The organism is Homoserinimonas sp. A520 (assembly GCF_054489245.1).
Map to the genome: position 1 here is coordinate 124640 of NZ_JBTMWX010000005.1, position 24458 is coordinate 149097.

Genomic DNA, 24458 nt, shown 5'->3' on the forward strand with positions numbered 1-24458 from the left:
ATCGGGCCGGTTGGCCGGCGCCAGCCGGTCTCGGAGTAGAATTGCCCGTATGACCTCCTTGCTCGCCCTGGAACTCTTCTTCGTCGGCCTCCTCGTTCTGGCCACGCTGGCCATCGGCGGCATCTCGGTCGTAGTTCTCTACAACTTGTTTCGCGGCCAGCGCTAGTCGCGCGCCCGCGCTGATTGGGGCAGCGCCATGATCGAACTCGACGCGTCCCTCCCGCCTGAGCTGGTGCCCTTGTCCTGGCTGATCGGCGTGTGGGAAGGCAGCGGGGTGGTGAACTACCCCGTCGGTGACGAGACCCGTAACGTGGAGTTCGGCCAGCGCATCAGCTTCAGCCACGACGGCTTCCCCTACCTCAACTACAACTCCTACACCTGGGTCGGCGAGGAAGAACTCGAGCACCACCATCCGCTGGCATCCGAAACCGGGTACTGGCGGCTGAGCCGTGAACTCACCGACAGCGACCCCGGGCCGGGAATGCTCCCCGGTGTCGGCGAGACCCGCTTCGGCAACGCGGATGCCGTCGAGGAGCTTCGCAATGAGACCGGCGGTTTCGACATCGAGGTTGCGCTGCTGCACCCGGGTGGCGTCAGCGAGCTGTACCTCGGCCAGGTGAAGGGGCCGCGCATCGACCTGGGGACTGATGCGATCATGCGCTCCGCGACCGCGAAGGAGCATTCCGCCTCGACCAGGCTCTACGGGCTGGTCGAGAACCACCTGCTGTGGGCCTGGGACATCGCCGCCCTCGGCCAGAACCTGACCTCGCACGCGTCGGCCAGGCTCGCGAAAGTCGAGTGAGATGACCACCAACTTCCTGAACCTGCCCGGTGCCGTTGATGGCACCGGTCTCGATGCGGGGGTTCCCGCGCACTATGGCAACCCGTCCCTCGAGCAGCGGGCGCTGGCATCCGGTGATGCCATCGTCGACCTCTCGCACCGGGCCGTCCTCTCGCTGACCGGGCCGGACCGGCTCACCTGGCTCGACTCGATCTCCAGCCAGGCGCTGAAGGGCCTGAAGCCCGGGGAGTCGAGCGAGACGCTCATCCTCGACCCGAACGGCCGCATCGAGCACGTGCTGCGGCTCATCGACGACGGCGTAGCGCTGTGGATCCTTCTCGAGCGGGCGGAGGTGGACGCCCTGGTCGCCTGGCTGAACCGCATGAAGTTCATGATGCAGGTCGAGGTCGCCGACCGCTCAGACCAGTTCAAGACCGTGGGAACACTCGGCACACCTGAGTTGCCGGTCGCCGCCCCGAACGGTGTCCCGCTGGTGTGGGAGGACTCCTGGCCGGTGGTTCGGGCCGGTGGGCACCAATACGCGGCGAGCATCCATCCCGGTGCCGAGTTCAGCTACCGCGAGATCATCATCGACCGTGACGACCAGCTCGCGGTCACCGCGCTCCCGGTGGCCGGCATGCAGGCGCTGGAGGCGCTGAGGATCGCGGCGTGGCGCCCGCGCTTCTCCACCGAGGTCGACGAGAAGTCGATCCCGCACGAACTGGACCTGCTGCGCTCGGCCGTACACCTGAACAAGGGCTGCTACCGCGGGCAGGAGACGGTCGCCAAGGTGCACAACCTCGGGCATCCGCCGCGCCGTCTGGTGATGCTGCACCTCGACGGTTCGGAGTCGGTGCTGCCCGCGCACGGCGACCCGGTGCAGCTGGGGGAGAAGGTGGTCGGCGCGGTGACTTCTGCGGCACGCCACCACGAGTACGGACTGATCGCGCTCGCCGTCATCAAGCGCAACACCGATCCGGATGCCGTGCTCACGGTGGTCTCGGACGGCACCAGCATCGCCGCCTCCCAGGAGGTCATCGTCCCGCCGGATGCCGGTGCAACAGCCGACGTGCCCCGGCTCCCTCGTCTCGGACAGGTGCGTCGACCCCGCGAATAGTCCGCGGGTCGAGTAGCGCCCGAGCGAAGCGAGGACGCGTGTCGAGACCCGGTTCGCTACCCTTGGTGCATGACCTACAAGCTCATTCTCCTCCGCCACGGGCAGTCCACCTGGAACAAGAGCAACCAGTTCACCGGCTGGATGGATGTTCCGCTGACCGATCTCGGTCGCGAGGAGGGCCGGCGTGCCGGTGAGCTTCTGGACGAGTCCGGCCTGCTGCCGGACATCCAGTTCACCAGCCTGCTGAAGCGGGCCATCCACACAGCGAACCTCGCGCTGGAGACTGCCGATCGCGACTGGATCGACGTCAAGCGCAGCTGGCGGCTCAACGAGCGTCACTACGGCGCCCTCCAGGGCCTCGACAAGGCGGAGACCCTCGAGAAGTACGGTGAAGAGCAGTTCATGGCCTGGCGCCGGTCGTTCGACACCCCGCCGCCACCGCTCGACGACGACAGCGAGTTCTCGCAGGCGCACGACCTGCGGTACGCCGGACTCGGCGACGACCTGCCGCGCACCGAATGCCTCAAAGACGTCATCGAGCGGATGCTGCCCTACTGGGAGTCGGACATCAAACCCGAGCTGGCCACCGGCAAGACCGTGCTGGTGACGGCGCACGGCAACTCGCTACGCGGGCTGGTCAAGCACCTCGACAACGTCTCGGACTCCGAGATCGTCGGGCTCAACATCCCGACCGGCATCCCGCTGGTCTACGACCTGGGTGACGACTTCCTCCCCACGAAGGCGGCAGAGTACCTCGACCCGGAGGCGGCAGCCGCTGGCGCGGCCGCGGTGGCGTCGCAGGGCAAGAAGTAACCCGTCCGCACCGCGGAGGTGCTGCCGAATCGGGTCGTTCTGTGGGTGCCATTCGGCGCGCACCCGCACATTGACCCGACTCGCGCACTGTAGGTGACCGCACTGTAGGTGACCACAGTGCTCGGGCGGCGGTTCAGGCGTGAGTGGCAGAGACTGTGCCTAGTAGTCGCCCGCGACCCAATCGCCGGTCGCGAGGTACTGCACCTTCTTGGCGATCGACACCGCATGGTCGGCGAAACGCTCGTGGTAGCGCGAAGCCAGGGTGGCGTCAACGGTGTCCTCAGCGCCGCCCTTCCAGGATTCGCCCAGCACCTTGTCAAACACGCTCAGGTGCAGCGCGTCGATCTTGTCGTCTTCGTTGCGAATCTCTTCGGCGATGCGGACGTCTTCTGTGCGGAGCAGCTCGGTGAGCTTGCGGGCCATCGTCACATCGAGCTGCCCCATTTCGGCGAACGTGCCGCGCAGGGTTTTCGGAACGACCTTCTCGGGGAAGCGGTACCGGGCCAGCTGGGCGATGTGCTCGCTCATGTCGCCCATCCGCTCGAGTGATGCCGAGATGCGCAGTGCGCTGACGACGATCCGCAGGTCGCGGGCGACCGGCTGCTGGCGGGCCAGGATGTTGATGGCCAGCTCGTCGAGGTTGACGGTGAGCTCGTCGATCTTGTCGTCGTCGGCGATGACCTGCTCGGCCAGTGTGACGTTCGACTCGTTGAAGGCGCGGGTGGCGTTCTCTATGGAAACGGCAACCAGCGTCGCGATCTCGACGAGGCGCTCCTGTACTTCTTCGAGCTCCTGTTGGAATACTGCGCGCATGGATCCCTCCCGGGGCCGTCTTCTGGGGCGGGCACGTTCCCGCGCACCATCTCCGCCATGCTGCCCGGTGGAGGTTAACGTTCGGTGATTGCCTGGTGAACAACCGCCGAAATCGTGTGCCGATCTATCTGGGCGGCGTGGGCGTGCCGGAGATGTAACTAGTCTAGTGCTCATGGATCCCAGCCTGCTGGTGGCCCTGTCGCTGGTCTTCGGCCTTGCCGTGGGTGCCGGGCTGGTCGCCCTGATGCACTTCGCCGCGCGCCGCGGTTACCGTGCCGTTCAGGTGGTCAGCGGGGCGGTTCCGGACGGTGTCGGGCAGGTTCTCGACGCCCTCGAATCGGCCGGCGTCGTGCTCGACCCGTCGAACAACGTGGTGAAGACGTCCCCGGGGGCGCACGCGCTCGGCCTCGTGTGGGGGCAGTCCCTGATCCACCCCGAGCTGGTGGCGCTGGTCGACGAGGCGAGGCGCAGCGGCGAGCCGCAGACCGACGACGTCGAGCTCGCCCGCGGGCCGTTCGGTGAGGCGAACATCCACCTGCACATCCGGGCGGCCAGGCTCGGCACCCGCTACGTGTTGCTGCTCGCCCAGGACCGCACCGAGTCGTACCGGCTCGAGGAGGTGCGGCGCGACTTCATCGCCAACATCAGCCACGAGCTGAAGACCCCGATCGGGGCGGTGAGCCTGCTCGCCGAAGCACTCCAGGCGGCATCCGACGACCCGGAGCAGGTGCGCAAGTTCGCCAAGCGGCTCACCAAGGAGTCGGAGCGGCTGGGCCGGATCACGCAGGAGATCATCGAGCTGTCGAGGCTGCAGGCGGCGGATGCGCTCGGCGCCCCCTCGGTCGTCGACATCGACAACGTGGTCGCCCAGGCGATCGACCAGAACCGGGTCCACGCCGACTCGAACCACGTCACCATCGCCAGCGGCGGCGACGCCGGGGCGCAGGTGTACGGCGATGAGGCACTGCTGGTGGTCGCACTCGACAACCTCATCTCGAACGCGGTGCAGTATTCGCAGAAGCGGTCGCGGGTGGGCGTCGGGGTGAGCGCGACGAACGGTGTCGTGGAGATCGCCGTCACCGACCAGGGCCCCGGCATCCCCGAGGCGGAACGCGACCGCGTGTTCGAGCGGTTCTACCGCATCGACGATGCGCGGTCCCGGCACACCGGCGGCACCGGACTGGGCCTCAGCATCGTGAAGCACGTGGTGCAGAACCACGGCGGCGACCTGCGGCTGTGGTCGCAGCTGGGCAGCGGATCGACGTTCACCATCCGACTTCCCGAGGCGAGCGACGCCGGGGCAACTGAGCTTAAGGAGATTTCTTGACCCGCATCCTGATCGTCGAGGACGAGCGTTCCCTCAGCGAACCGCTGGCCTACCTGCTGGAACGTGAGGGCTACGAAACGGTGGTGGCCGACGACGGGTTGAAGGCGGTGGCAGAGTTCGAGGCGAACGGCGCCGACCTCATCCTCCTCGACCTGATGCTGCCCGGGATCTCCGGCACCGAGGTGTGCAGGCGGGTGCGGATGCAGTCCCAGGTTCCGATCATCATGCTGACCGCCAAAGACAGCGAGGTCGACATCGTGGTCGGGCTGGAGCTGGGGGCGGACGACTACGTGACCAAGCCGTACTCGACCCGGGAACTGCTGGCACGCATCCGCGCGGTGATGCGGCGTCGCGTCGACGACGGCGACGACGACGGGGACACCGTCATCGAGATCGGCCCGGTGCGGATGGACCTCGAGCGCCACACGGTCGCGGTCGCCGGCGAGGACATCGCCATCCCGTTGAAGGAATATGACCTGCTCGAGGTGCTCATGCGCAACGCCGGCCGGGTACTGACCCGCGGGCAGCTGATCGACCGCGTCTGGGGAGAGAACTACTTTGGCGACACCAAGACGCTGGACGTGCACATCAAGCGCATCCGCTCCCGCATCGAGGAGTCGCCGTCAGAGCCGCAACTGCTCGTCACGGTGCGAGGGCTCGGCTACCGTTTCGAGGCCTGACCCGCGAGTTCTGCGCCGAACCTACGGAAGCAGGAACCTACGGAAGCAGGTCGGCGTAGTGGTCCATCCCGCCGGCGAGCACCGGAACCAGCAGCTGCTTGCCCTCCGCGTCGCCGTACTGCAGGTAGATCGGGAACAGGTCGCCCGGCTTCGCATCGATGTTTTCAAGCACCAGGTCAAGCCCGCTGCCACCAAGGTTCTGCACTTCGCCCGCCCCGATGGTGAACTTCTTGTCGATCTTCTCGCTGCCTGACTCGTACTGCAGTTTCAGCTGCACCCGCGAGGTCGACGAGTTGACCACACTGGCGACCAGGTTCGCTTCTTCCCCGGTCTCGGTGAACAGCATCGCGTTGAGCACCTTGACATCGCCGATGGTGGCTGCCGTGCCGTCGCTCGCCGCGTACACGTCGAGCGTCGCCTGCGGTGCGACGAAGTTGCAGGCAGAAGTTCCGAGCAGCACCAGGGCCGCCACGGCAACGGATGCGACAGCGCGCCTTCTCACAGTGCCCTCCAGGGGGTAGTCACGGGCTTTTCAGGCCACCGGATCAGGTGGTCCGCTGCGGAGCTGTCCGCGCAAGCCAGAACAGAGTTTAGCTTACCGGCCAACGGGGGCCAGGTCGCGGTGCGACCGGCGTCCGGCCCGGCGGGAGACCCCGGCGCTGTGGTATTCTAGTAGTCAATGAACGGAGCTTTACCCATGCTTTTCGAGGTCGGCGAAACCGTCGTTTACCCCCACCACGGTGCCGCAACAATCACCGAGGTCAAAAAAAGAACCATCAAGGGCGAGGAAAAACTCTACCTGAAGCTCAATGTCACCCAGGGTGACTTGACCATCGAGGTTCCCGCCGAGAACGTCGACCTGGTCGGCGTTCGCGATGTCATCGGCCAGGACGGCCTTGACCAGGTGTTCGAGGTGCTGCGCGCGCCGTTCACCGAGGAACCCACCAACTGGTCCCGCCGTTACAAGGCGAACCTGGAGAAGCTGGCATCCGGCGACGTCATCAAGGTCTCCGAGGTCGTTCGCGACCTGTGGCGCCGCGACCAGGACCGCGGTCTTTCCGCCGGCGAGAAGCGGATGCTGGCCAAGGCACGCCAGATCCTGATCTCCGAGCTGGCACTGGCCGAGAAGACCGACGAAGAGAAGGCGTCCAGCGTTCTCGACGAGGTGCTGGCCTCCTAGCTAACGCTGGTCGAGCTTGTCGAGACCTCATCGAGGTTCTTCCAGGCGAGGTCTCGACGAACTCGACCAGCATTGGTCGCGCTAACCTCGACGCATGAGTAATGCGCCGCGGGTTGCCGTCATTGTTGTCGCTGCCGGCTCGGGCTCCCGACTGGAGCGCCCGGAACCGAAAGCGTTCGTCACGGTGGGCGGCCACAGCATCCTGGCGCACGCCCTCGAATCGATTTTCGGGATCGCCGAGCCTGTGCAGGTGGTCGTGGTCGCGCCGGAATCCCACCTCGATGACGCGAGGCGCATCGGCAAGGCCGTCGCCGGGCCCGCCGCCGTCTACCTGACGACGGTCGCCGGCGGGACAACCAGGCAGGACTCGGTTGCCAGCGGGCTCGCGGCGCTGCACCCGGACGCCGAGACCGTTCTCGTCCACGACGCCGCTCGCGCTTTCACCCCTCCCGCGCTGTTCAATGCGGTGATCGCGCGCGTTCGCGAGTTTGGTGCCGGCGTTGTTCCCGGCCTCCCGGTCAGCGACACCATCAAGCAGAAGGACGCCATCGGTACGGTGCAGCGCACCCTCGACCGGTCCAGCCTGGTTGCGGTGCAGACCCCGCAGGGGTTTCCCCGCGCAGCACTCGCCGCCGCCTATGCGGATGCAGACCAGGAGTTCACCGACGACGCCGCCCTGTTCTCCGCGGCTGGGCACGACGTGACGGTCGTGGACGGCGATCCCCTCGCTTTCAAGATCACCACGGCGTGGGACCTGCGCCGGGCGGAAACCCTGACCGGTGGTGCGCCATCGGTCAGCACCGGCGTCGGCATGGACATCCACGCGTTCGACGATGACCGCCCGCTGTGGCTGGGCGGGCTCTACTGGCCGGATGAGCCCGGACTGGCCGGGCACAGCGACGGCGATGCCCTCTGCCACGCCATCTGCGACGCCCTGCTCTCGGCTGCCGGGCTGGGTGACATCGGCGGACGCTTCGGCACGACAGAGGAGCGGGTGAAGGGTGCCCACGGCGATGTGTTCGTGAGCGAGACCGTGCGGCTGGTCACCGGTTCCGGGTTCACGATCGGCAACGTCGCCGTGCAGGTGCTGGGCAACCGGCCGAAGCTCGCGTCTCGCCGCACCGAGTTGGAAACGTACCTCAGCGGCCTGGTGGGAGCATCCGTCAGCATCGCCGCGACGACGGCGGACGGCCTCGGCTTCACCGGCCGCAGCGAGGGCATCCTTGTGATCGCCACCGCCCTCCTCAACCGCACTCCCTGACCTCCTCCTTCCTCTTCCTTCCGCGAGACCGCAGTTTCGGCCCAACCTTCCTGCGTTTTCGAGCCGGAACTGCGGTCTCGGGATGCTTGGGCGCACCAAATAGGCTTAGGGCATGACCGTGCGCCTCTATGACTCCAAATCCCAGGAGCTGACCGACCTGGTTCCCCTCGTCCCTGGGCAGGTTGGAATCTACGTCTGCGGTCCCACGGTGCAGTCATCGCCGCACATCGGCCACCTGCGGTCGGCGCTCGTCTACGACCAGTGGCGCCGGTGGCTGAGCTATCGCGGCTACCGCGTAACGCTGGTGCGCAACGTGACCGACATCGACGACAAGATCCTCGACGCAGCTGACGACGGTGAGGAGTGGTGGGCCCTCGCCTACCGCTACGAGCTGGAGTTCACCGCCGGGTACAACCGGCTGGGCATCCTTCCCCCAACCTATGAGCCGCGCGCGACCGCGAGCGTCGGTCAAATGCAGGAGCTGATCCAGCGCCTGATCGATGGCGGCAACGCCTACCCGGCAGCGGATGGCTCTGGTGACGTTTACTTCGATACCGCCAGTTGGCCGCAGTACGGCACGCTCACCCGGCAGAAGCCGGCCGACATGGCACCGGCAGCGGATGCGGACCCGCGTGGCAAGAAGGACCCGCGTGATTTCGCCCTCTGGAAGGGCCACAAGCCGACCGAGCCGGCATCCGCCGCCTGGCCTTCGCCGTGGGGCAGGGGACGGCCGGGCTGGCACATTGAGTGCTCCGCTATGGCGGCGCGTTACCTCGGCGACCGGTTCGACATTCACGGCGGCGGGCTCGACCTGCGCTTCCCGCATCACGAGAACGAGCTGGCGCAGTCGACTGCGGCCGGCGACCGGTTCGCCACCTATTGGGTTCACAACGGGCTGGTGAACATCGGCGGGCAGAAGATGAGCAAGTCGCTCGGCAACTCGATCTACGCCGCCGAGTTCCTCGAGCTGGCCCGCCCGCTGGTCGTCCGCTACTACCTGGGGTCGGCGCACTACCGCTCGACGATCGACTACCACGACGGCGCATTGGTGGAGGCGGAGGCCGCCCTCGAGCGCATCGAGGTATTCCTGGACCGTGCAGAGCGCAGGCTGGCCGATACCCGTTTCGCCGGCAAGGCCCTGCAGCAGGTACCGGAGGAGTTCGCCGAGGCAATGGATGACGATCTCGCCATTCCACAGGCGATGGCAGTGCTGCACGAGCACGTCCGTGCCGGCAATGCTGCCCTCGACGCGGAAGACCTGGGCGCGGTCGCCACATTGTCCGGCGAGGTGCTCGCCATGGCAGAAGTTCTCGGAATCAACCCACTGGCCGTAGAGTGGCAGACTGCCACCAACGAGCCGACCGCCGGTGCACTGTCTGCGCTGGTCGAGAAGTTGCTCGAAGACCGCGATGCCGCCCGCAAGGCGAAGGACTTCGCGTCTGCCGATCGCATCCGCGACGAGTTGACGGCGGCCGGCATCCAGATCGAGGACACCCCGGGTGGTTCCCATTGGAGCCTCGGCACAGACTGACAATGCAGAATGCCTGCAGCAGCCAAATCAGGAATTGAGAATCATGAAGAGCAGCGGAAACAAGCCCCGGGCGGGTGCCGTGCGCAAAACGCGCCGCGGCCCCCAGGTCGGCTCCGGCGGGCAGGGACGCCAGGCGCTCGAAGGCAAGAAGCCCACCCCGAAGGCGGAGGACCGCCCGTACCACCCGGCCGGCAAGCGCAAGGTCGCCCAGGATCGCCTGGCCGAGAAACGCGGTGGGCGTAAACCAGCGGATGCCGGCCAGCGGCCCCAGCGCCAGTCACGCCCCAAGCAGTCAGAAGACATCGAGGTGGTTACCGGCCGCAACTCGGTGCTCGAGGCACTCCGCGCGAAGATCCCGGCCACCGCGCTGTATGTGGCGACCCGCATCGAGTACGACGACCGCGTCAAGGAGGTCATGTCGATCGCCACCAAGCGCGGCCTGCCCATCCTGGAGGTCATGCGGCCGGAGCTCGACCGGCTGGCCGGGTTCGACTCGGTTCACCAGGGGCTGGCGTTGAAGGTTCCGCCGTACCAATACGCGCACCCGATCGAGTTGCTCGACAAGGTGATCTCCCGCGGGCAGGTTCCCCTGTTCGTCGCCCTCGACGGCATCACCGACCCGCGCAACCTGGGCGCGATCATCCGCTCGACTGCAGCTTTCGGCGGGCAGGGCGTGATCGTGCCGCAGCGTCGTTCTGTCGGTGTGACCGCATCGGCTTGGAAGACCTCGGCCGGTGCGGCTGCCCGCACACCGGTGGCCATGGCCAGCAACCTGACCCAGACGCTCAAGGCGTTGAAGGAGCGCGGCGTGTTCGTGTTGGGCCTCGACGGGGGAGGCGACGTGTCGCTTCCCGGGCTGACCTGGTCGAAGGAGCCCGTTGTCGTTGTCGTCGGCAGCGAGGGCAAGGGCTTGTCCCGCCTGGTGACCGAGACCTGCGATGCGGTGGTCTCGATTCCGATCAGCGCATCGACGGAGTCGCTCAACGCGGGAATCGCCGCCAGCGTCACCCTGTACGAGATTTCCAGGCAGCGCGCTTCCGGGAAGTAGTCGCAAGCCGGAAGGCCTCCCAACGGTGTCAAGAGCCACACCTTGTGGCGCCTTTGGCGACCGCAGAAACCCGGGCCGCGTCAAAGAACGTTGGTAAGCTGTACTGAACATAGGGTAATCTCTACTGAACGGAGAGTCCTACCCGGGCTCGACGCGACGAGGGAGTTGCGTGGACGCAGTACTGGTGATTCAACTGGCCCTGAACGGGCTGAGCTTCGGCGCGCTGCTGTTCCTGGTCGCGAGCGGGTTCACGCTCATCTTCGGTCTCATGCGGATCTCCAACCTCGCTCACGGCGCCTTCTATGTGATCGGCGCGTACGTGGCGATGGTCGTCGTCACGGCAACGCACAACTTCTGGCTTGCCCTGCTCTGCGGTGCCGTCGTCGCGGCCGTCATCGGGCTCATCGTTGAGCTCGGCCTGCTCCGCCGGGTGCGCAACAAGGAGATGCCTGAGGTTCTGGTCACGGTCGGAGTGCTGTTCGTGCTCACCGACGTGGTGCTCGCCTTATTCGGGGGCGACGCGAAGACCGTGAGCTCGTCGAGCGGGGGCGCGCCATCCGGAGCCTTCATCCTCGGGGACTTCGCCTACCCGCAGTACCGGCTGTTCGTCATCGCGGTCACCGTGGTGATCGGCGTCCTGCTGTTCGTGCTGCAGCGCAAGACCCGACTTGGAGCCATCGTCCGCGCCGGCGTCGACGACCGCGAGATGGCCGCTGCCATGGGCATCGGCATCGACAAGGTGTTCACCGGGGTGTTCGCCTTCGGTGCGCTCCTGGCCGGAGCCGCCGGCGTGATCGGCTCCGGGCTGGTGAGTTTCACCCCGTACTCGGGAACCGAGATCCTGCTCTACGCCATGGTCGTCGTCATCATCGGCGGACTCGGGAGCGTCGGAGGGGCGGCCGCCGGCGCAGTGCTGATCGGACTCATCGACGCCTTCGCAAAAGCCTTCATCCCCGAACTGTCGTACTTCACCATCTTCGCGCCGATGGCAATCGTGCTGGTCCTGCGGCCACAGGGACTGTTTGGGAAGGTCTCATGAGCGCGCTCACCGAGAGGTTCATCGACCAGCGGCCGCGCCGGGGAGGCGCCACGCGTTGGATTGCCAGTGGCGTGCTGCTGGCGTTCGCCGTCGCGCTCCCGTACATCGTCACCGGCTACTACGTGAACCTGGCATCGCTGATCCTCGCCTCCGCGATCTTCGCGGCAAGCATCAACCTGCTCGCCGGCGACGGCGGGCTGGTCTCGCTCGGGCATGCCGGCATCGCCGCGGCTGCCGGTTACGGGTTGGCGTGGTCGTCAAAGCAGGGCCATGAGATCTGGATGCAATTGCTCATCGCGCTCGCTATGACCCTGCTGGTGAGTGCCATGTTCGGCCTTGTATCAATGCGCACCCACGGCGTGTTCTTCCTCATGGTCACCCTGGCGGCCGGCATGATCTGCTACGGCATCGCCTACCGCTGGTCGGCGGTGACCGGAGGAGACAACGGGCTGTCCGGCATCCGCCGCCCGGAAACCATCAGCGACTACTGGACCTTCTACTTCGCGGTTCTGGCCGTCTTCGTCGTCGTCACGGCGCTCCTCTGGGTCATCTCCCGATCGCCATTCGGGCTGGTGCTGCGCGGTATTCGCGACAGTGAGAGTCGCATGCGCAGCATCGGCTACTCGATCGCCGCCTACAAGTTCGGCGCGATGATGCTCTCCGGGCTGTTCGCAGGCACCGCCGGCGTACTGCTGGTCTGGCGGGCGGAGTTCGTCAGCCCGCCGATCGGCGACTTCATCGCCTCAGCGCTCGCCCTGATCATGGTCGTGCTGGGTGGCCTCGGAACGCTGAGCGGCCCTCTGGTCGGGGCCGCCCTGGTGATCCTCATCCAGCAGGTGCTCAGCAGCTACTTCGACCGGTGGGAAACCGTGCTCGGGCTGCTGTTCATCGCATCCGTGATCCTGGCGCCCAAGGGCCTGGTCGGAGGTTTCCACTCACTCGTCTCCTGGACCGGTGAGCGGATGGAGAAAAAGCGTTCCCGTGAACGCGAAGCAGCGAAATTCCCAAGTAAGCAAGAGTGAAGGGTTAGACAAATGCACAGTCGCATTCCCATCCGAAGCATGGCCGTGGTGGCGGCGGTCGCCACCACGCTGGCACTCGCATCGTGCGCGCCCCCCGGTGCTGAGAACGAGGAGGAAGACACCGGAACGGCGGGCGCGGTCAAGGTCGGCCTGATCGCGTCGGAGACCGGATTCGCCGCGGCATTCGGTGCCGACATGAAGAGGGGCTGGGACCTGTACTGGGAGCAGCACGACAACACCTCCGGCGAGTTCACCATCGAGTCCATCTACGAGGACGACGCGAGCGACGCCGAGACGGCGCTCAACAAGGCCACCCGCCTGGTTGAAGAGGTGAACGTCGACCTCCTGGTCGGGCCGATCCTGGCGAACAACTCCCTCGCGGTGGCCGACTACGCCAACCAGGCCGAGGTGGCGGATCTCACCCAGACGTCCGCTGACGACCTCACCCAACGTCAGTCAAGCCCGTACGTCCTGCGCACGGGTGCGTTCGCCGGCAGCCAGATCACCTTCGCAGCCGGACAGTGGGCCGCGGATGAGGGCTACGAGACCGCAGCGACGATCTGCCCGGACTACGCATTCGGGTGGGACAACTGTGGCGGATTCTCCAGTGCATACCTGGCCGCCGGTGGAGAGATCACCGAGCGTCTCTGGTACCCGCCGGGAACCGCGGACCTCAGCACCTACATGACTCAGCTGGCCAGCGCTGACGTCGACGTCATCTTCACCGGTACAACCGGTGGAACGGATGCCATCGGCTTCCTTCAGGCGGCCAATGACTTTGGAGTGCTCGACAGCACGCCGATCATCACGGGTGCTGCGACCACGAGTGCCGCGCCGCTGGAGCAGGTGGGTGACATCGCCATCGGCGTGCACTCGGTCACCTACTACGCCGAGGACTCCGACGAACCGGTGAATGTGGAGTTCCGTGAGGCGTACGAGGCGGCTTACGGCGTTGTTCCATCCGTCTACGCCTCCGGCGCGTACCTGACCGCGCAGTTGCTCGATAAGGCGCTGTCGAACGCAGGCAGCGAGAAGCTGACCGGCACCGACCTGATCGATGCGATCAAGACGGCGGCGCCTGAGTCCGACGACCTGGTCTGGGGCGACGTCTCGTTCGATGAGTACAACGGAATCGTTGCACCGCTCTACGTGAACACGGTTGAGAAGCGCGACGACGGGAAACTCTGGAACGCGGTCGACAAGACCTACGAGGATGTCAGCCAGTTCTGGACCTTCGACCCGGAGGAGTGGCTGGCGAACCCGACATTCAGCCAGAGCTTCACCAACCAGTAACACCCACCGCTGGAACCGGTGTTCCGGGCGGCAATCGCCTCCCGGAACACCGGCGCAGCAGCACAGAAACGGAAGGCACGACAATGACGCCGAGCTCACAGTCGCCAGCAGTGCTTTCGGTCGGCGCGCTGCCAGGAGCCGATCTCGTCGACCCGGATGCCGCGGCGCTGGTCCTGAGGGGTGTCACCAAGAAGTTCGGCGGCCTGACCGCGGTGAACGACGTGAGCGTCGTGCTCCCGGCCGGCGGCAGACTCGCCGTCATCGGCCCGAACGGTGCAGGCAAGACGACACTGTTCCGCACCATCGCCGGTGAGATGAAACCGACCAGCGGAACCGTCACCCTGTTCGGCGAGAACGTGTCGCAGCTCAGTGAGCGGGCGAGGGCCCGCCGGGGATTGTCCCGCACCTTCCAGGTTTCCAACCTGTTTCCCACTTGCACCGTCGAGCAGAACATCCGCATCGCCGCCATGGTCGGGACGCCTGCCAGCCGCCGATTCTGGGCCCCGCTGCGGAAGTCCGACGATTTCGCCGACCGGGTGGCTGAGGCTGTCGACCGGGTCGGCTTGCAGTCCCGCGCGAAGGAGACCGTCTCGTTGCTCTCCCACGGTGAGCAGCGCCAGGTCGAAATCGCCATGGCGCTCGTGACCCGGCCGCGCCTGATCCTGCTCGATGAGCCGGCCGCCGGACTTTCCGCAGCGGAGCGGGCGGTGCTTCGCGCCATGCTGGAAGAGCTGCCGAAGGACGTGACCTTCCTGCTGATCGAGCACGACATGTCGCTCGCGCTCGAATTGGTGGAGCGAGTGCTGTGCCTCGACAACGGAACGACGCTCGCCTACGGAACGCCCGACGAGATCCGCGCCAACGACACGGTCCAGTCCGTCTACCTCGGCCGGAGGAAGTGACCGTGCTCGAAGTCACCGACCTCAAGGTCTCGTACGCCACAGCCCAGGTGCTCGACGGCGTTTCCCTGTCGGTCGCCGAGGGCGAGACGGTGGCCCTGCTCGGTCGCAACGGAATGGGCAAGACCACCCTGGTACGGGCCTTGTGCGGGCTCACGCCGCCGACGGTCGTCTCCGGCAGCATCCGCCTGGACGGCAAGAACATGGTTGGTGCCCCACCGCAGCGCATTGCCAGGGCGGGCGTCGGGCTGGTTCCGCAGGGGCGGCGGATTTTCGGCAGTCTCTCCGTCGAAGAGAACCTGGCCGTCGTCGGCAAGCGCCGACCGGCTGAGGGCAGCTGGACGACGACTCGGGTCTACGAGTTCTTTCCCCGGTTGAAGGAACGGTCGGGGTCCCAGGCGCGAACGCTTTCCGGCGGCGAGCAGCAGATGCTCGCCATCGGGCGGGCGTTGATGACCAACCCGCGACTGCTCATCATGGACGAACCGTCTGAAGGCCTGGCGCCTGCCGTGCTGCGGATCATCGAAGACCGGCTGCAGGAGTTGCGGCAGACCGGGCTGGCCGTGCTGGTGGCGGAACAGAACGTCGACCTGGCCCTCTCGCTGAGCGACCGGGTCTTCATCCTCGGCGAACATGGCCGCCTCAGCTGGTCGGGAGCATCCGCCGACCTGCTGGTCGACTCGTCGCCGATCCACAAGCATCTCGGACTGTGAGGGCGACAACATGACCGCTTCCATGAGGATCGGCTGGATCGGGGCCGGGCGGATGGGCGTCCAGCTTGCCACCCGCCTGATCGATGCCGGTTACGACGTCGCGGTGTACAACCGCACCCAGGCGAAGGTGCAACCCCTGATCGACCGTGGGGCAACCCTGGTGGCCCGGCCGGCCGACCTGGCCGATCGCGATGTGGTGTTCAGCATGGTGGCAGCCTCGAAGGACCTCGAGCAGGTCATGCTCGGGCCCGACGGGCTGCTGAGCGGTGACCTGATCCCGCGCATCATCGCGGACTCGTCCACGGTCTCGATCGAGACGAGTGCCATTCTGCGCACCGAGATCGAGGCCCGCGGAAGCGCCTTCCTCGCCACGCCGGTGAGCGGGAACCCAGCCGTCATCGCGGCCGGCAAGCTGACGGTGGCGGTGTCCGGCCCACGCCGGGCCTTCGAGGAGGCCGAACCGGTGCTGCAGCATTTCGGCCAGCGGGTGACCTGGGTGGGCGAAGGGGAGGTGGCGCGACTGGTCAAGATCGCCCACAACATCCTGCTCGGCGTAGTCACCCAGACCCTGGCCGAGGTCACCGTGCTGGCCGAGAGGGGCGGGGTCAAGCGCTCGGACTTCCTCACCTTCCTCAACGACTCGGTGATGGGCTCGGTCTTCACCCGGTACAAGACCCCGGCGCTGGTCAACCTCGACTTCACGCCCACCTTCACGAACGTTCTGTTGCAGAAGGACTTCGACCTGGGCCTCGACGCTGCACACCGTCTGGCCGTGCCGATGCCGATAGCCTCGGCAACCAGGCAGATCGTCGCGCAGGAGGTCGGAAGCGGCAACACCGAATTGGACTTCGCAACGCTCCTGCTCACCGTGGCCCGCGGCGCCGGACTGGAACTCGAACCCGAAGGAGTCGCCGTCGGCGACGGACTGACAGCTGAACAGGGGATCGCATGACCGCTCGATTCGTGGTGGGCCGGGGCGACGACGCCCACTATGCGCCGATCGGCGCACTCGCCCCTGGAGCCGAGGGGCTCACCCGATGGAACCCGGTGGGGGAGCACCAGGGGGCAGTGCACACCGACTTCGGCATCAGCAGGCTTGCGCCCGGCGGGTTCACCCCCACACACGTTCACTCGTTCGAGGAGAGCTTCCACCTGCTTGAAGGCTCGGTCATCCTCGCCACCCCGGAGGCCACCGTCGAACTGGTGGCCGGCGACTACGGCGTCATCCCGATCGGCGTGCCCCACGCCTGGCGTGCGACCGGCGACGCCGTAGCCGTCTGGTCCGACGTGTTCAGCCCAGCGCCGCGCGAGCGTCACGGCTACGACACCTTCCGGGTGCCCGAACTCGCGGATGCGGCGCCGGTGCGCGTAGACCCCCGGGACCCGCGCACCCGGTCGTTCGGTGCGATCACCCCAGAACAGATGGACCCCGGCCGGCAATCGCAGGCGAACCTGGCGATGTCTGCCAGCATGCGCACCGCATTACTCGTCTACAGCGGGATCTCGCTGAAAATGATGGTCGACTCCGACCTCGGCGCCGTCCTCTCGACGATGTTCATGGTGCAGTACGAACCGGACGGGGTGGCCGGTCCCCACGATCATCCGCTCGAGGAGGCGTACCTCATCGTCGATGGCGACGTGGATGCCACCTTCGACGGTGAGCAGTTCCGGCTTCGTCCAGGTGACATCGCCTGGGCCGCCGTCGGATGCGTTCACTCCTTTTCGGCGGTCGGCGCACCGGTGCGCTGGCTGGAGACCCAATCCCCTCAGATGCCCCCACGTCACGCATACCGTTTCGCCCGCGACTGGAACTACCTCGCGGAGCAATTGAAGGAGGAGAAATGAGCAAACGCACGATCGTCATCATTGGCGGTACGTCCGGAATCGGACTGGAGCTTGCCAGGGACACCCTCGCCCGAGGCGACAAAGTTGTGTTGTCCGGTCGGGACCTCGGCAAGGCCAGGGAGATTGCCGCGTCCCTCGGTGAAGGCGCAACCGGGGTTGCAATCGACCTCTCCGAGCCGGAGTCGATCGCGGCCGGGCTGACCGAGGTCGGGGAGGTGAACGGCCTGGTGCTGGCCGCCATCGAGCGTGACGCGAATACCGTCCGCGACTACGACATCGCGCGGGCGATCCGCCTGGTGACGCTCAAGCTGGTCGGTTACACCGAAACCATCCACGCCCTCACCGACCGGATGGCGGCATCCGTCGACACCGGGATCGTGCTGTTCGGTGGTCGCGCCAAGGACCTCCCGTATCCGGGGTCGACGACGGTGTCGACGATCAACGGCGGTGTCGAGGGAATGGTCACGACGCTCGCCCTCGAGTTGGCGCCCATCCGCATCAACGCCATCCACCCCGGCATCATCGGGGACAGCCCGTTCTGGAAGACGAAGCCGGACGGCGTGCTCGACGGTTACCAGGCGCGAACGCCAGGTGGACAGCTGGCGACCATGGCGGATGTGGTGGACGCCGTGCAGTTCCTCTTGCGCAACCGCGGGATCTCGGGCACGAGCATCTACGTCGACCGGGGCTGGCGCGTCACCTGATCCGGCGTTCCGGTACCGATGCTCCTAGTCGGTACCGGAGTGCTCGAAGAGGCCAGGGTGCCTGGCCAGTTCGAGGCGCGTGCGCCTGATGTGGCCGTACAGCATCCGTTCTGCGTCATCCACGTCGCGCCGCTCAATGGCGTGGGCGATCAGGTGGTGCTCGTGATGTACCGTCTTGTCGGCCTCCACCGTGAACAGCCGGGTGAACGCCCGGCGGTAGTGCTGGGTCGCGTTCCAGAGCCGCTGCACCGTCTCGCCCAGCACATTGGTGTCTGCGGCGCTGTAGCTGAGCCAGTGGAAGGCCCGGTCCAGGCGCAGGAACGCCTCGACGTCGTCGCCCTTCTCCATCGCATCCGCCAACCGGTGAAGCTCGGCCACGTTCTCCCCGGTCAGGTTGGGCACGCTGAATCGAAGCAGCAGCGGCTCGATGCGTTCCCGAATCTGGTACAGCTCCTCGCACTCGGCCAGGCTGAGGCGGGACACCCAGGCACCGGTGTTGGCGACCAGGGTGACCAGGCCCTCGGCCTCCAGGATCCTCAGGGCTTCGCGCACCGGAACGCGGCTGGCACCATACCGGGCCGCGACCATCTCCTGGCGCACGCGCTCGCCCGGACCGATCTCCCCGTCGAGGATGGATTCTCGCAGACCGTCGGCGATACGGTGCGCGGATGCGCCGTGCTCGGACTTGACCAGGCTCACGGCTACTCCGCCGATCGTGCTGGATTCCACAGCTTGACGCGGGCGGTCTTCTCGTAGGCCTTGCCGTTCGGGAAGCTCACCAACTCGAACTGCATGCCCCACGGCGACAGGAAGTAGACCCAGCGCTGGCCCTCGCTGGCATTCCTGCTTGCCGTCGGTTCACCCAGGATCCGGATGCCGTGGGCGCGCAGGTGGGCAACGGCAGCATCGAGGTCGTCGACGTAGAAGGCGAGGTGATGACCGCCGAGGTCACTGTTCCTCGGCTGCTCGCGCTGGGCATCCGCCGCCTCGAACTGGAAGACCTCGAAGTTGGGGCCGAACTCGCACCGGTAGAAGTTCAGCTGCCTCATGACGGTGCGGGGGTGCACGTTCAGGTGCTCCAGCATCCAGTCGTCGTCGGATTGGAAGGGGCCGAGCGAGTACACCCGCTCGCATCCGATGACGTTGACGAAGAAGTCGTCGGCCTCGTCGAGGTCGGGAACGGTGAAGCCCACATGTTCGGTTCCCCGTAGTCCTGGTAGTCCCATCGCGGTAGCCTCTCTGCTCACCTCAATCATGGCGGATACTGCGATTGTATTCATTGGAGCACGATTGCGCAGCAAAGCATGGCACAATTCCCTAAAGTCTCTTGCCATTGGATTCAATACGGACGTATGCTGGCCTGAAGGAACTCTGCTCGCACGCCCCTGGGGCCGCACGTCCTGCCAACGGAGGCCTGTCAACGGAGAGAGGTAGTCATGCCCGAAGTGCAACGCCTGGACCCGGCCCAGCCGTGGGTGCGCCTGTCGACGACGGCGGATGACTGGAAAGCAGCCGACCCGCAACTGCTGACCACCATGCTCGGCGAACTCCACCTCATCCGCGCCTTCGAGGAGACCGTTCTCGAGCTCGCTGCCGAAGGCCTGGTGCACGGCCCGGCCCATTCGAGCATCGGCCAGGAGGGCGGCGCCGTCGGCTCCATCGTCGGCATGCGGGCGACGGATGCCATCAACGGCTCGCACCGCGGCCATCACCAATTCCTGGCCAAGGCGATCACCTACGTCTCGCAGGGCAAGCTCGACCTCGACGCCCTGGTCACCAGCGACCTCCAATCGGTACTGCAGCGCACCCTGGCCGAGATCCTCGGGCTTGCCCAGGGCTTCTGCCGTGGCCGAGGCGGGTCGATGCACCTGCAGTGGTTCGAGGCGGGAGCGCTCGGCACCAACGCCATCGTCGGCGGGGGAGTGCCGCTCGGCGCCGGGCACGCCTGGGCGCAGAAGAACGCCGGAACCACCGACTTCACGATGAGCTACTTCGGTGACGGCGCCACGAACATCGGCTCCGTCCTCGAGTCGATGAACCTGACATCCGCCTGGAAACTGCCACTCGGCTTCTTCATCGAGAACAACCTGTACGCGGTCTCCACCCACGTCAACGAGGCAACCGGTGAGCCGCGGCTGTCGGCGCGCGGGCTCGGATTCGGCATTCCATCCTGGCAGGTGGACGGGATGGACCCGCTCGCCGTCTACCTCGCAACCCAGCAGGCTGAAGAAGTGATGCGGTCCGGCGGGGGCCCGGCCATCATCGAGGCCGAGGTATACCGGTTCTTCCACCAGAACGGCCCATACCCGGGAAGTGCCTTCGGCTACCGCACCAAGGAAGAAGAGGCTGCCTGGCGTTACCGCGACCCGCTCACCCGGGTCGCCAGCGAGATGATCAAGCTCGGGCTCATCACCGAGGAGATCGTCGCCGGCGTACGCGAGCAGGCCCAGGCCGCCATGCGCGCCGCGGCAGGTGAACTGCTGGAGGCGGACCCGGATGCCGCGGGCAAGCGTCGCATCATCGCCACCCTGTGGCCAGACGCCTCCTTCGTCGATGTCGGGTTGCGCGGGGATGCCAGCGAGCTGGCCGACGCGCGCACCCTCGACCCGCTCGACTACACCGGTGACACCGAGGAGAAGCGATTCGTCGACGCCGTCGCCGAAGTGATGGGCCGCCGCATGCACGAGGACGAGCGCATCATCGTGCTCGGAGAGGACGTTCACCGACTCGCCGGTGGAACCAACGGGGCAACCAAGGGACTCTCAGCCGCGTACCCCGGCCGCGTGCTGGGCACACCGATCAGCGAGAACGCCTTCGCCGGGCTCGGCGGAGGAATGGCGCTGGACGGACGCTTCCGCCCGGTGGTCGAGTTCATGTACCCGGACTTCATGTGGGTGGCCGCCGACCAGGTCTTCAACCAGATCGGCAAGGCGCGTCACATGTTCGGGGGCGAGAACCCGGTGCCGCTCGTGCTCCGCACCAAGGTCGCCATGGGCTCCGGCTACGGTTCCCAGCACCTGATGGACCCGGCCGGCATCTTCGCCACCAGCCCCGGATGGCGCATCGTCGCCCCGTCGACCGCCGCTGACTACATCGGACTCATGAATGCCGCCCTGCAATTGCAGGATCCCGTGCTCGTCATCGAGCATGTCGACCTCTACGGCCAGAAGCAGGAGGTCCCGGCTGGCGACCTCGACTACCTCCTGCCTTTCGGCAAAGCCGGCATCCGCCGCGCAGGCAACGACGTGACGGTCATCAGCTACCTGTCCATGGTTCAGCACTGCCTGGAAGCCGTCGAACAGGCTGGCATGGACGCGGAGGTCATCGACCTGCGCTGGCTGGACCGCGCGTCCATCGACTGGGACACTCTCGGTGAGAGCATCCGCAAGACCAACAGCGTGCTGATCGTCGAACAGGGCGCGAGGGGAACCTCCTATGGCGCCTGGCTCGCCGACGAGCTCCAGCGCCGCTTCTTCGACTGGCTGGACCAGCCCATCGAACGCGTCACCGGCGGTGAGGCAAGCCCCAGCATCTCCAAGGTGCTGGAGCGTGCGGCGATCGCCCGTACCGACGAGGTCGTCGCCGGCCTCGAGCGGATCCGAGCCGGAATGGGAGGCAAGTGATGGCCATCCTCATCCGGATGCCGGAGGTGCTGACCGGCGCCACCGAGGCGGCCCTGCAAAGCTGGCTGGTCTCTCCAGGCGACGAGATCACCGTCGGGCAACCGCTGGCCGAAGTGGAGACCGAGAAGGCGACGGTCGAATACGAGGCGGAGCAGGCTGGGACGCTCGCCGGGCTCCTCATCGAGGTCGGCGTGCAGGTCTCGGTCGGCACCCCCATCGCGGTGCTGGCCGGGCCGGGCGAGACGGCGGAGGAGGCGCTCGCCGCCGTCGACACCGGTGCCGCGCCCGACGACGATACCGAAGTGGCTGCACCGGAGACGATTGCGGTCGATGGGGTGACGACTGCCTCCACCGACCCGGAAAACCTCGATGTCGAGCCGCAGGCTCAGACCGAACCGGATGCTGCGGTGCCCGCCCCCCGCGCTGACGGCGAGCGGCTCTTCGCCAGCCCGCTGGTGCGCCGAATGGCCCGCGAGCAGGGTCTTGACCTGAGCGCGGTGAAAGGCACCGGCCCTGGTGGACGTATTGTCCGCCGTGATATCGAGGGACTGGAAGCCGGCACCAAGCCGGAACCGAAGGCAGCGCCAGTGAGCGCCGGCGGGTTCACCGATGTTCCGCACACCGGGATGCGTCGGGCCATTGCCCGCCGCCTTACCGAGAGTAAGGGCACCATCCCGCACTTCTACCTGACCGCGGACTGCCGGGTCGACGAACTGCTGCAGCTGCGCAAGCGGGTCAACGACGCGGCCAGCGACAAGGTGTCGGTGAACGACTTCGTGGTGAAGGCTGCCGCGGCGGCGTTCGCGGATGTCCCGGACGCCAACGCCATCTGGACGGATGACGCGATCCGGCGGTTCGAGGATGTCGATATCGCAATCGCGGTCGCCATCCCCGGCGGCCTGGTGACACCGGTGGTGCGCGCCGTGAACCGGCTGACGCTGACCGAACTGGCGGCGAGCATCCGCGACCTGGCCGGACGTGGACGCGACGGCAGGCTCAAGCAGCACGAGCTGGAGGGCGGATCGTTCGCGGTCTCCAACCTCGGGATGTACGGAACGCGGGAGTTCTCGGCCATCATCAACCCACCGCAAGCCGGGATCCTCGCCGTGGGGGCTGCGTCGCCGCGCCCGGTGGTGGGGGCGGATGGCGAGCTCACGGTCGCGAACGTGATGACGGTGACCCTGTCGGCCGATCATCGAGTGCTCGACGGCGCGCTCGCCGCCGAGTGGCTGGCAGCCTTCGTCGCTCGCATCGAGAACCCGGTGAGCATCCTCATCTAGTTGCCCCGGGTCGCGTCTGGGAATGGACGGCTTGCTCCTCAGCTCAGACATTGAGCGATTGGGGCGGACGAAAAGCGTGTCCGCCCCAATTGCTCAAAACTCGGCACCCCGCAACCCATCCACACCCAGCCGCCGGCGCGCGTCTAGACCCGGTCGCGCCAGTCGGGCTCGCCGTCGCGGATGACGTCGATCGGCAGCGTCACCGCGCCCGTCGTCGGGGCGATCACCGTTGCCTCGTCGCGGCGGTGCCGCAGCACAGTGTCGATGTAGGAGGTCACCGCCTCAGCCAGCGGAACGTCCCTCCGCTCGTTCTGGGACAGGAACCAGCGGTGGTCGAGCATCTGGTGGAACACCTCGGCGGGCTCCAGCTTTCCCCGCAAGTCACGGGGGATCGCCCGCACCACCGGTTCGAACACGGTGGCCAGCCACTCGTGGGCGACCATCTCCTCGTCCATGTCTCGGGTGCCGTACGCGGCGGTGTACGAGTCCAGGTCGTTGAGCAGCCGCCGTGCCTGGTTCTCCTGCGCGTCCAGCCCGGTCAGGCGCAGCAGCCGGCGCTGGTGATGCCCGGCATCCACCACCTTCGGCTGGATGCGCACCTGGGTGCCCGTCTCATCCGTCCTGATGGCCAGCTCTTCAATGTCGAAACCGAGCTCGTGCAGGCGTTCGACACGTTCGGTGATGCGCCAACGCTCCGATGAGGCGAAGGACTCCGCCCCGGTCAGCTCCTGCCACAGGCTGCGGTAGGCCGCCACGATGCCGTTGCTGACCTCCACCGGGTCCACGTTCTCGTCGAGCCGGCCGCCGGCCGCCAGGTCGAGCAGCTCGCCGGCGATATTCACCCGGGCGATCTCCAGGTCGTTCTCACGCTGCCCGTTGGAGAGGCCGTTGTAGAGCTTGCCGGTCTCAGCGTCCACCAGGTAGGCCGCGAATGATCCGGCGTCGCGCCGGAAGAGCGTGTTGGAGAGCGAGACGTCGCCCCAGAAGAAGCCAATGATGTGCACGCGCACCAACAGCACGGCGAGCGCGTGCACCAGCCTGGTCGCGGTCTCCGGTCGCAGCGTCTGCGAGTACAGCGCCCGGTAGGGGAGGGAGAACTTGAGGTGCCGGGTGACCAGGCAGGCGTCGAGGGGTTCGCCGTCGGCATCCGCCCGGTTGGTGATCACGGCGACCGGTTCAACGCAGGGGATGTCGAGTCGCTGCAGGGTGCGCAGCATCTCGTACTCGCCCTTGGCGAGTTCCGGAGAGGTCTCCTTGATGGCGACCACGTAGCCGCTCAGGTGCGCGAACCTCACCAGGTGGCGCGAGATGCCCTTCGGCAGGGCCGCGATCGTCTCATCCGGCCACACCTCAAGCGGCAGGTGCCAGGGCAGGTCGAGCAGCGCAGAGTCGACGGTAGCCGAGATGATGCTGAGGGATCCGCTCATGGTGTGCCTAACCCGGGTTCCGCTGGTCGAGCTTGTCGAGACCTCGTTCGCAGTACGAGGAG

General features: G+C 66.7%; 24 protein-coding genes. 19 read left to right on the plus strand and 5 right to left on the minus strand.

The genetic code is table 11. The features are described 5' to 3' along the window. The first annotated feature begins 196 nt into the window (after positions 1 to 196). The 3 genes from ACX3PH_RS12825 (at position 197) to ACX3PH_RS12835 (ending at position 2711) form a co-directional block, all read left to right on the plus strand. Positions 197 to 802 carry a heme-binding beta-barrel domain-containing protein gene (locus ACX3PH_RS12825; protein ID WP_459093074.1) on the plus strand — a complete coding sequence of 202 codons (606 nt, stop codon included), beginning with the start codon at positions 197 to 199 and terminating at the stop codon, positions 800 to 802. A 1-nt stretch (position 803) separates the two neighbouring features. Next, entirely contained in the window at positions 804 to 1898 is a 1095-nt protein-coding gene (ygfZ, locus tag ACX3PH_RS12830) for a CAF17-like 4Fe-4S cluster assembly/insertion protein YgfZ (protein ID WP_459093075.1), read from the plus strand. A gap of 69 nt (positions 1899 to 1967) precedes the next feature. Further along, the gene (locus ACX3PH_RS12835) at positions 1968 to 2711 is read left to right on the plus strand and encodes a phosphoglyceromutase (RefSeq protein ID WP_459093076.1); all 744 of its coding nucleotides are present in this window, start codon (positions 1968 to 1970) and stop codon (positions 2709 to 2711) included. Between the two features lie 159 nt (positions 2712 to 2870). Here ACX3PH_RS12835 and phoU read toward each other — a convergent pair whose 3' ends face one another. Further along, complete coding sequence (gene phoU, locus ACX3PH_RS12840; RefSeq protein WP_459093077.1) at positions 2871 to 3524, minus strand: phosphate signaling complex protein PhoU; 654 nt, start codon at positions 3522 to 3524, stop codon at positions 2871 to 2873. A 172-nt stretch (positions 3525 to 3696) separates the two neighbouring features. On the opposite strand from phoU, the gene ACX3PH_RS12845 reads away from it, so the two are divergent. Together ACX3PH_RS12845 and ACX3PH_RS12850 are read left to right on the plus strand one after the other, a co-directional pair. Further along, positions 3697 to 4851, plus strand: a complete 1155-nt coding sequence (locus ACX3PH_RS12845) for a sensor histidine kinase (protein ID WP_459093078.1) — start codon at positions 3697 to 3699, stop codon at positions 4849 to 4851. Further along, positions 4848 to 5531: a response regulator gene (locus tag ACX3PH_RS12850; RefSeq protein ID WP_459093079.1), complete on the plus strand. Its 684-nt coding sequence runs from the start codon at positions 4848 to 4850 to the stop codon at positions 5529 to 5531. Before ACX3PH_RS12845 ends, ACX3PH_RS12850 begins: the two co-directional genes overlap by 4 nt. 37 nt (positions 5532 to 5568) lie before the next feature. Here ACX3PH_RS12850 and ACX3PH_RS12855 read toward each other — a convergent pair whose 3' ends face one another. Then, positions 5569 to 6033, minus strand: a complete 465-nt coding sequence (locus ACX3PH_RS12855; protein ID WP_459093080.1) for a hypothetical protein — start codon at positions 6031 to 6033, stop codon at positions 5569 to 5571. Positions 6034 to 6228: 195 nt separating this feature from the next. Between ACX3PH_RS12855 and ACX3PH_RS12860 the strand changes: the two genes are divergently transcribed. The 12 genes from ACX3PH_RS12860 to ACX3PH_RS12915 all read left to right on the plus strand — a co-directional run bounded on the left by ACX3PH_RS12860 (position 6229) and on the right by ACX3PH_RS12915 (position 18066). Next, on the plus strand, positions 6229 to 6711 hold the full coding sequence (locus ACX3PH_RS12860) for a CarD family transcriptional regulator (protein WP_459093081.1): 483 nt from the start codon (positions 6229 to 6231) through the stop codon (positions 6709 to 6711). A gap of 94 nt (positions 6712 to 6805) precedes the next feature. Beyond that, entirely contained in the window at positions 6806 to 7972 is a 1167-nt protein-coding gene (ispD, locus tag ACX3PH_RS12865; RefSeq protein ID WP_459093082.1) for a 2-C-methyl-D-erythritol 4-phosphate cytidylyltransferase, read from the plus strand. A gap of 112 nt (positions 7973 to 8084) precedes the next feature. Further along, positions 8085 to 9503 (plus strand): cysteine--tRNA ligase, encoded by a 1419-nt coding sequence (gene cysS / locus ACX3PH_RS12870; RefSeq protein ID WP_459093083.1) that lies wholly within the window; start codon positions 8085 to 8087, stop codon positions 9501 to 9503. Between the two features lie 43 nt (positions 9504 to 9546). Beyond that, on the plus strand, positions 9547 to 10551 hold the full coding sequence (rlmB, locus tag ACX3PH_RS12875) for a 23S rRNA (guanosine(2251)-2'-O)-methyltransferase RlmB (protein WP_459093084.1): 1005 nt from the start codon (positions 9547 to 9549) through the stop codon (positions 10549 to 10551). Between the two features lie 169 nt (positions 10552 to 10720). Next, complete coding sequence (locus ACX3PH_RS12880; RefSeq protein WP_459093085.1) at positions 10721 to 11590, plus strand: branched-chain amino acid ABC transporter permease; 870 nt, start codon at positions 10721 to 10723, stop codon at positions 11588 to 11590. Continuing rightward, positions 11587 to 12612: a branched-chain amino acid ABC transporter permease gene (locus ACX3PH_RS12885; protein ID WP_459093086.1), complete on the plus strand. Its 1026-nt coding sequence runs from the start codon at positions 11587 to 11589 to the stop codon at positions 12610 to 12612. Before ACX3PH_RS12880 ends, ACX3PH_RS12885 begins: the two co-directional genes overlap by 4 nt. Before the next feature lie 12 nt (positions 12613 to 12624). Then, entirely contained in the window at positions 12625 to 13905 is a 1281-nt protein-coding gene (locus ACX3PH_RS12890; RefSeq protein WP_459093087.1) for an ABC transporter substrate-binding protein, read from the plus strand. A gap of 83 nt (positions 13906 to 13988) precedes the next feature. Then, positions 13989 to 14807, plus strand: coding sequence for an ABC transporter ATP-binding protein (locus ACX3PH_RS12895; protein ID WP_459093088.1), 819 nt, complete (start codon positions 13989 to 13991; stop codon positions 14805 to 14807). 2 nt (positions 14808 to 14809) lie between these two features. Then, the gene (locus ACX3PH_RS12900; RefSeq protein ID WP_459093089.1) at positions 14810 to 15517 is read left to right on the plus strand and encodes an ABC transporter ATP-binding protein; all 708 of its coding nucleotides are present in this window, start codon (positions 14810 to 14812) and stop codon (positions 15515 to 15517) included. Positions 15518 to 15527: 10 nt separating this feature from the next. Continuing rightward, positions 15528 to 16469 carry an NAD(P)-dependent oxidoreductase gene (locus ACX3PH_RS12905; protein WP_459093090.1) on the plus strand — a complete coding sequence of 314 codons (942 nt, stop codon included), beginning with the start codon at positions 15528 to 15530 and terminating at the stop codon, positions 16467 to 16469. Beyond that, entirely contained in the window at positions 16466 to 17362 is an 897-nt protein-coding gene (locus ACX3PH_RS12910; RefSeq protein WP_459093091.1) for a cupin domain-containing protein, read from the plus strand. Before ACX3PH_RS12905 ends, ACX3PH_RS12910 begins: the two co-directional genes overlap by 4 nt. Continuing rightward, positions 17359 to 18066, plus strand: a complete 708-nt coding sequence (locus tag ACX3PH_RS12915; protein ID WP_459093092.1) for an SDR family oxidoreductase — start codon at positions 17359 to 17361, stop codon at positions 18064 to 18066. The genes ACX3PH_RS12910 and ACX3PH_RS12915 overlap by 4 nt, the downstream gene beginning before the upstream one ends. A gap of 24 nt (positions 18067 to 18090) precedes the next feature. On the opposite strand, the gene ACX3PH_RS12920 is transcribed toward ACX3PH_RS12915, so the two are convergent. Further along, on the minus strand, positions 18091 to 18795 hold the full coding sequence (locus tag ACX3PH_RS12920) for a GntR family transcriptional regulator (RefSeq protein WP_459093093.1): 705 nt from the start codon (positions 18793 to 18795) through the stop codon (positions 18091 to 18093). After that, positions 18768 to 19346, minus strand: a complete 579-nt coding sequence (locus tag ACX3PH_RS12925; protein ID WP_459093094.1) for a VOC family protein — start codon at positions 19344 to 19346, stop codon at positions 18768 to 18770. Before ACX3PH_RS12925 ends, ACX3PH_RS12920 begins: the two co-directional genes overlap by 28 nt. A 156-nt stretch (positions 19347 to 19502) precedes the next feature. On the opposite strand from ACX3PH_RS12925, the gene ACX3PH_RS12930 reads away from it, so the two are divergent. Then, positions 19503 to 21689 carry an alpha-ketoacid dehydrogenase subunit alpha/beta gene (locus ACX3PH_RS12930; RefSeq protein ID WP_459093095.1) on the plus strand — a complete coding sequence of 729 codons (2187 nt, stop codon included), beginning with the start codon at positions 19503 to 19505 and terminating at the stop codon, positions 21687 to 21689. After that, on the plus strand, positions 21689 to 22969 hold the full coding sequence (locus ACX3PH_RS12935) for a dihydrolipoamide acetyltransferase family protein (protein WP_459093096.1): 1281 nt from the start codon (positions 21689 to 21691) through the stop codon (positions 22967 to 22969). The genes ACX3PH_RS12930 and ACX3PH_RS12935 overlap by 1 nt, the downstream gene beginning before the upstream one ends. A 143-nt stretch (positions 22970 to 23112) precedes the next feature. Here the strand turns inward: ACX3PH_RS12935 and ACX3PH_RS12940 are convergent, their stop codons facing one another. After that, positions 23113 to 24396: a DUF4032 domain-containing protein gene (locus ACX3PH_RS12940; RefSeq protein WP_459093097.1), complete on the minus strand. Its 1284-nt coding sequence runs from the start codon at positions 24394 to 24396 to the stop codon at positions 23113 to 23115. Positions 24397 to 24458 lie beyond the last annotated feature (62 nt).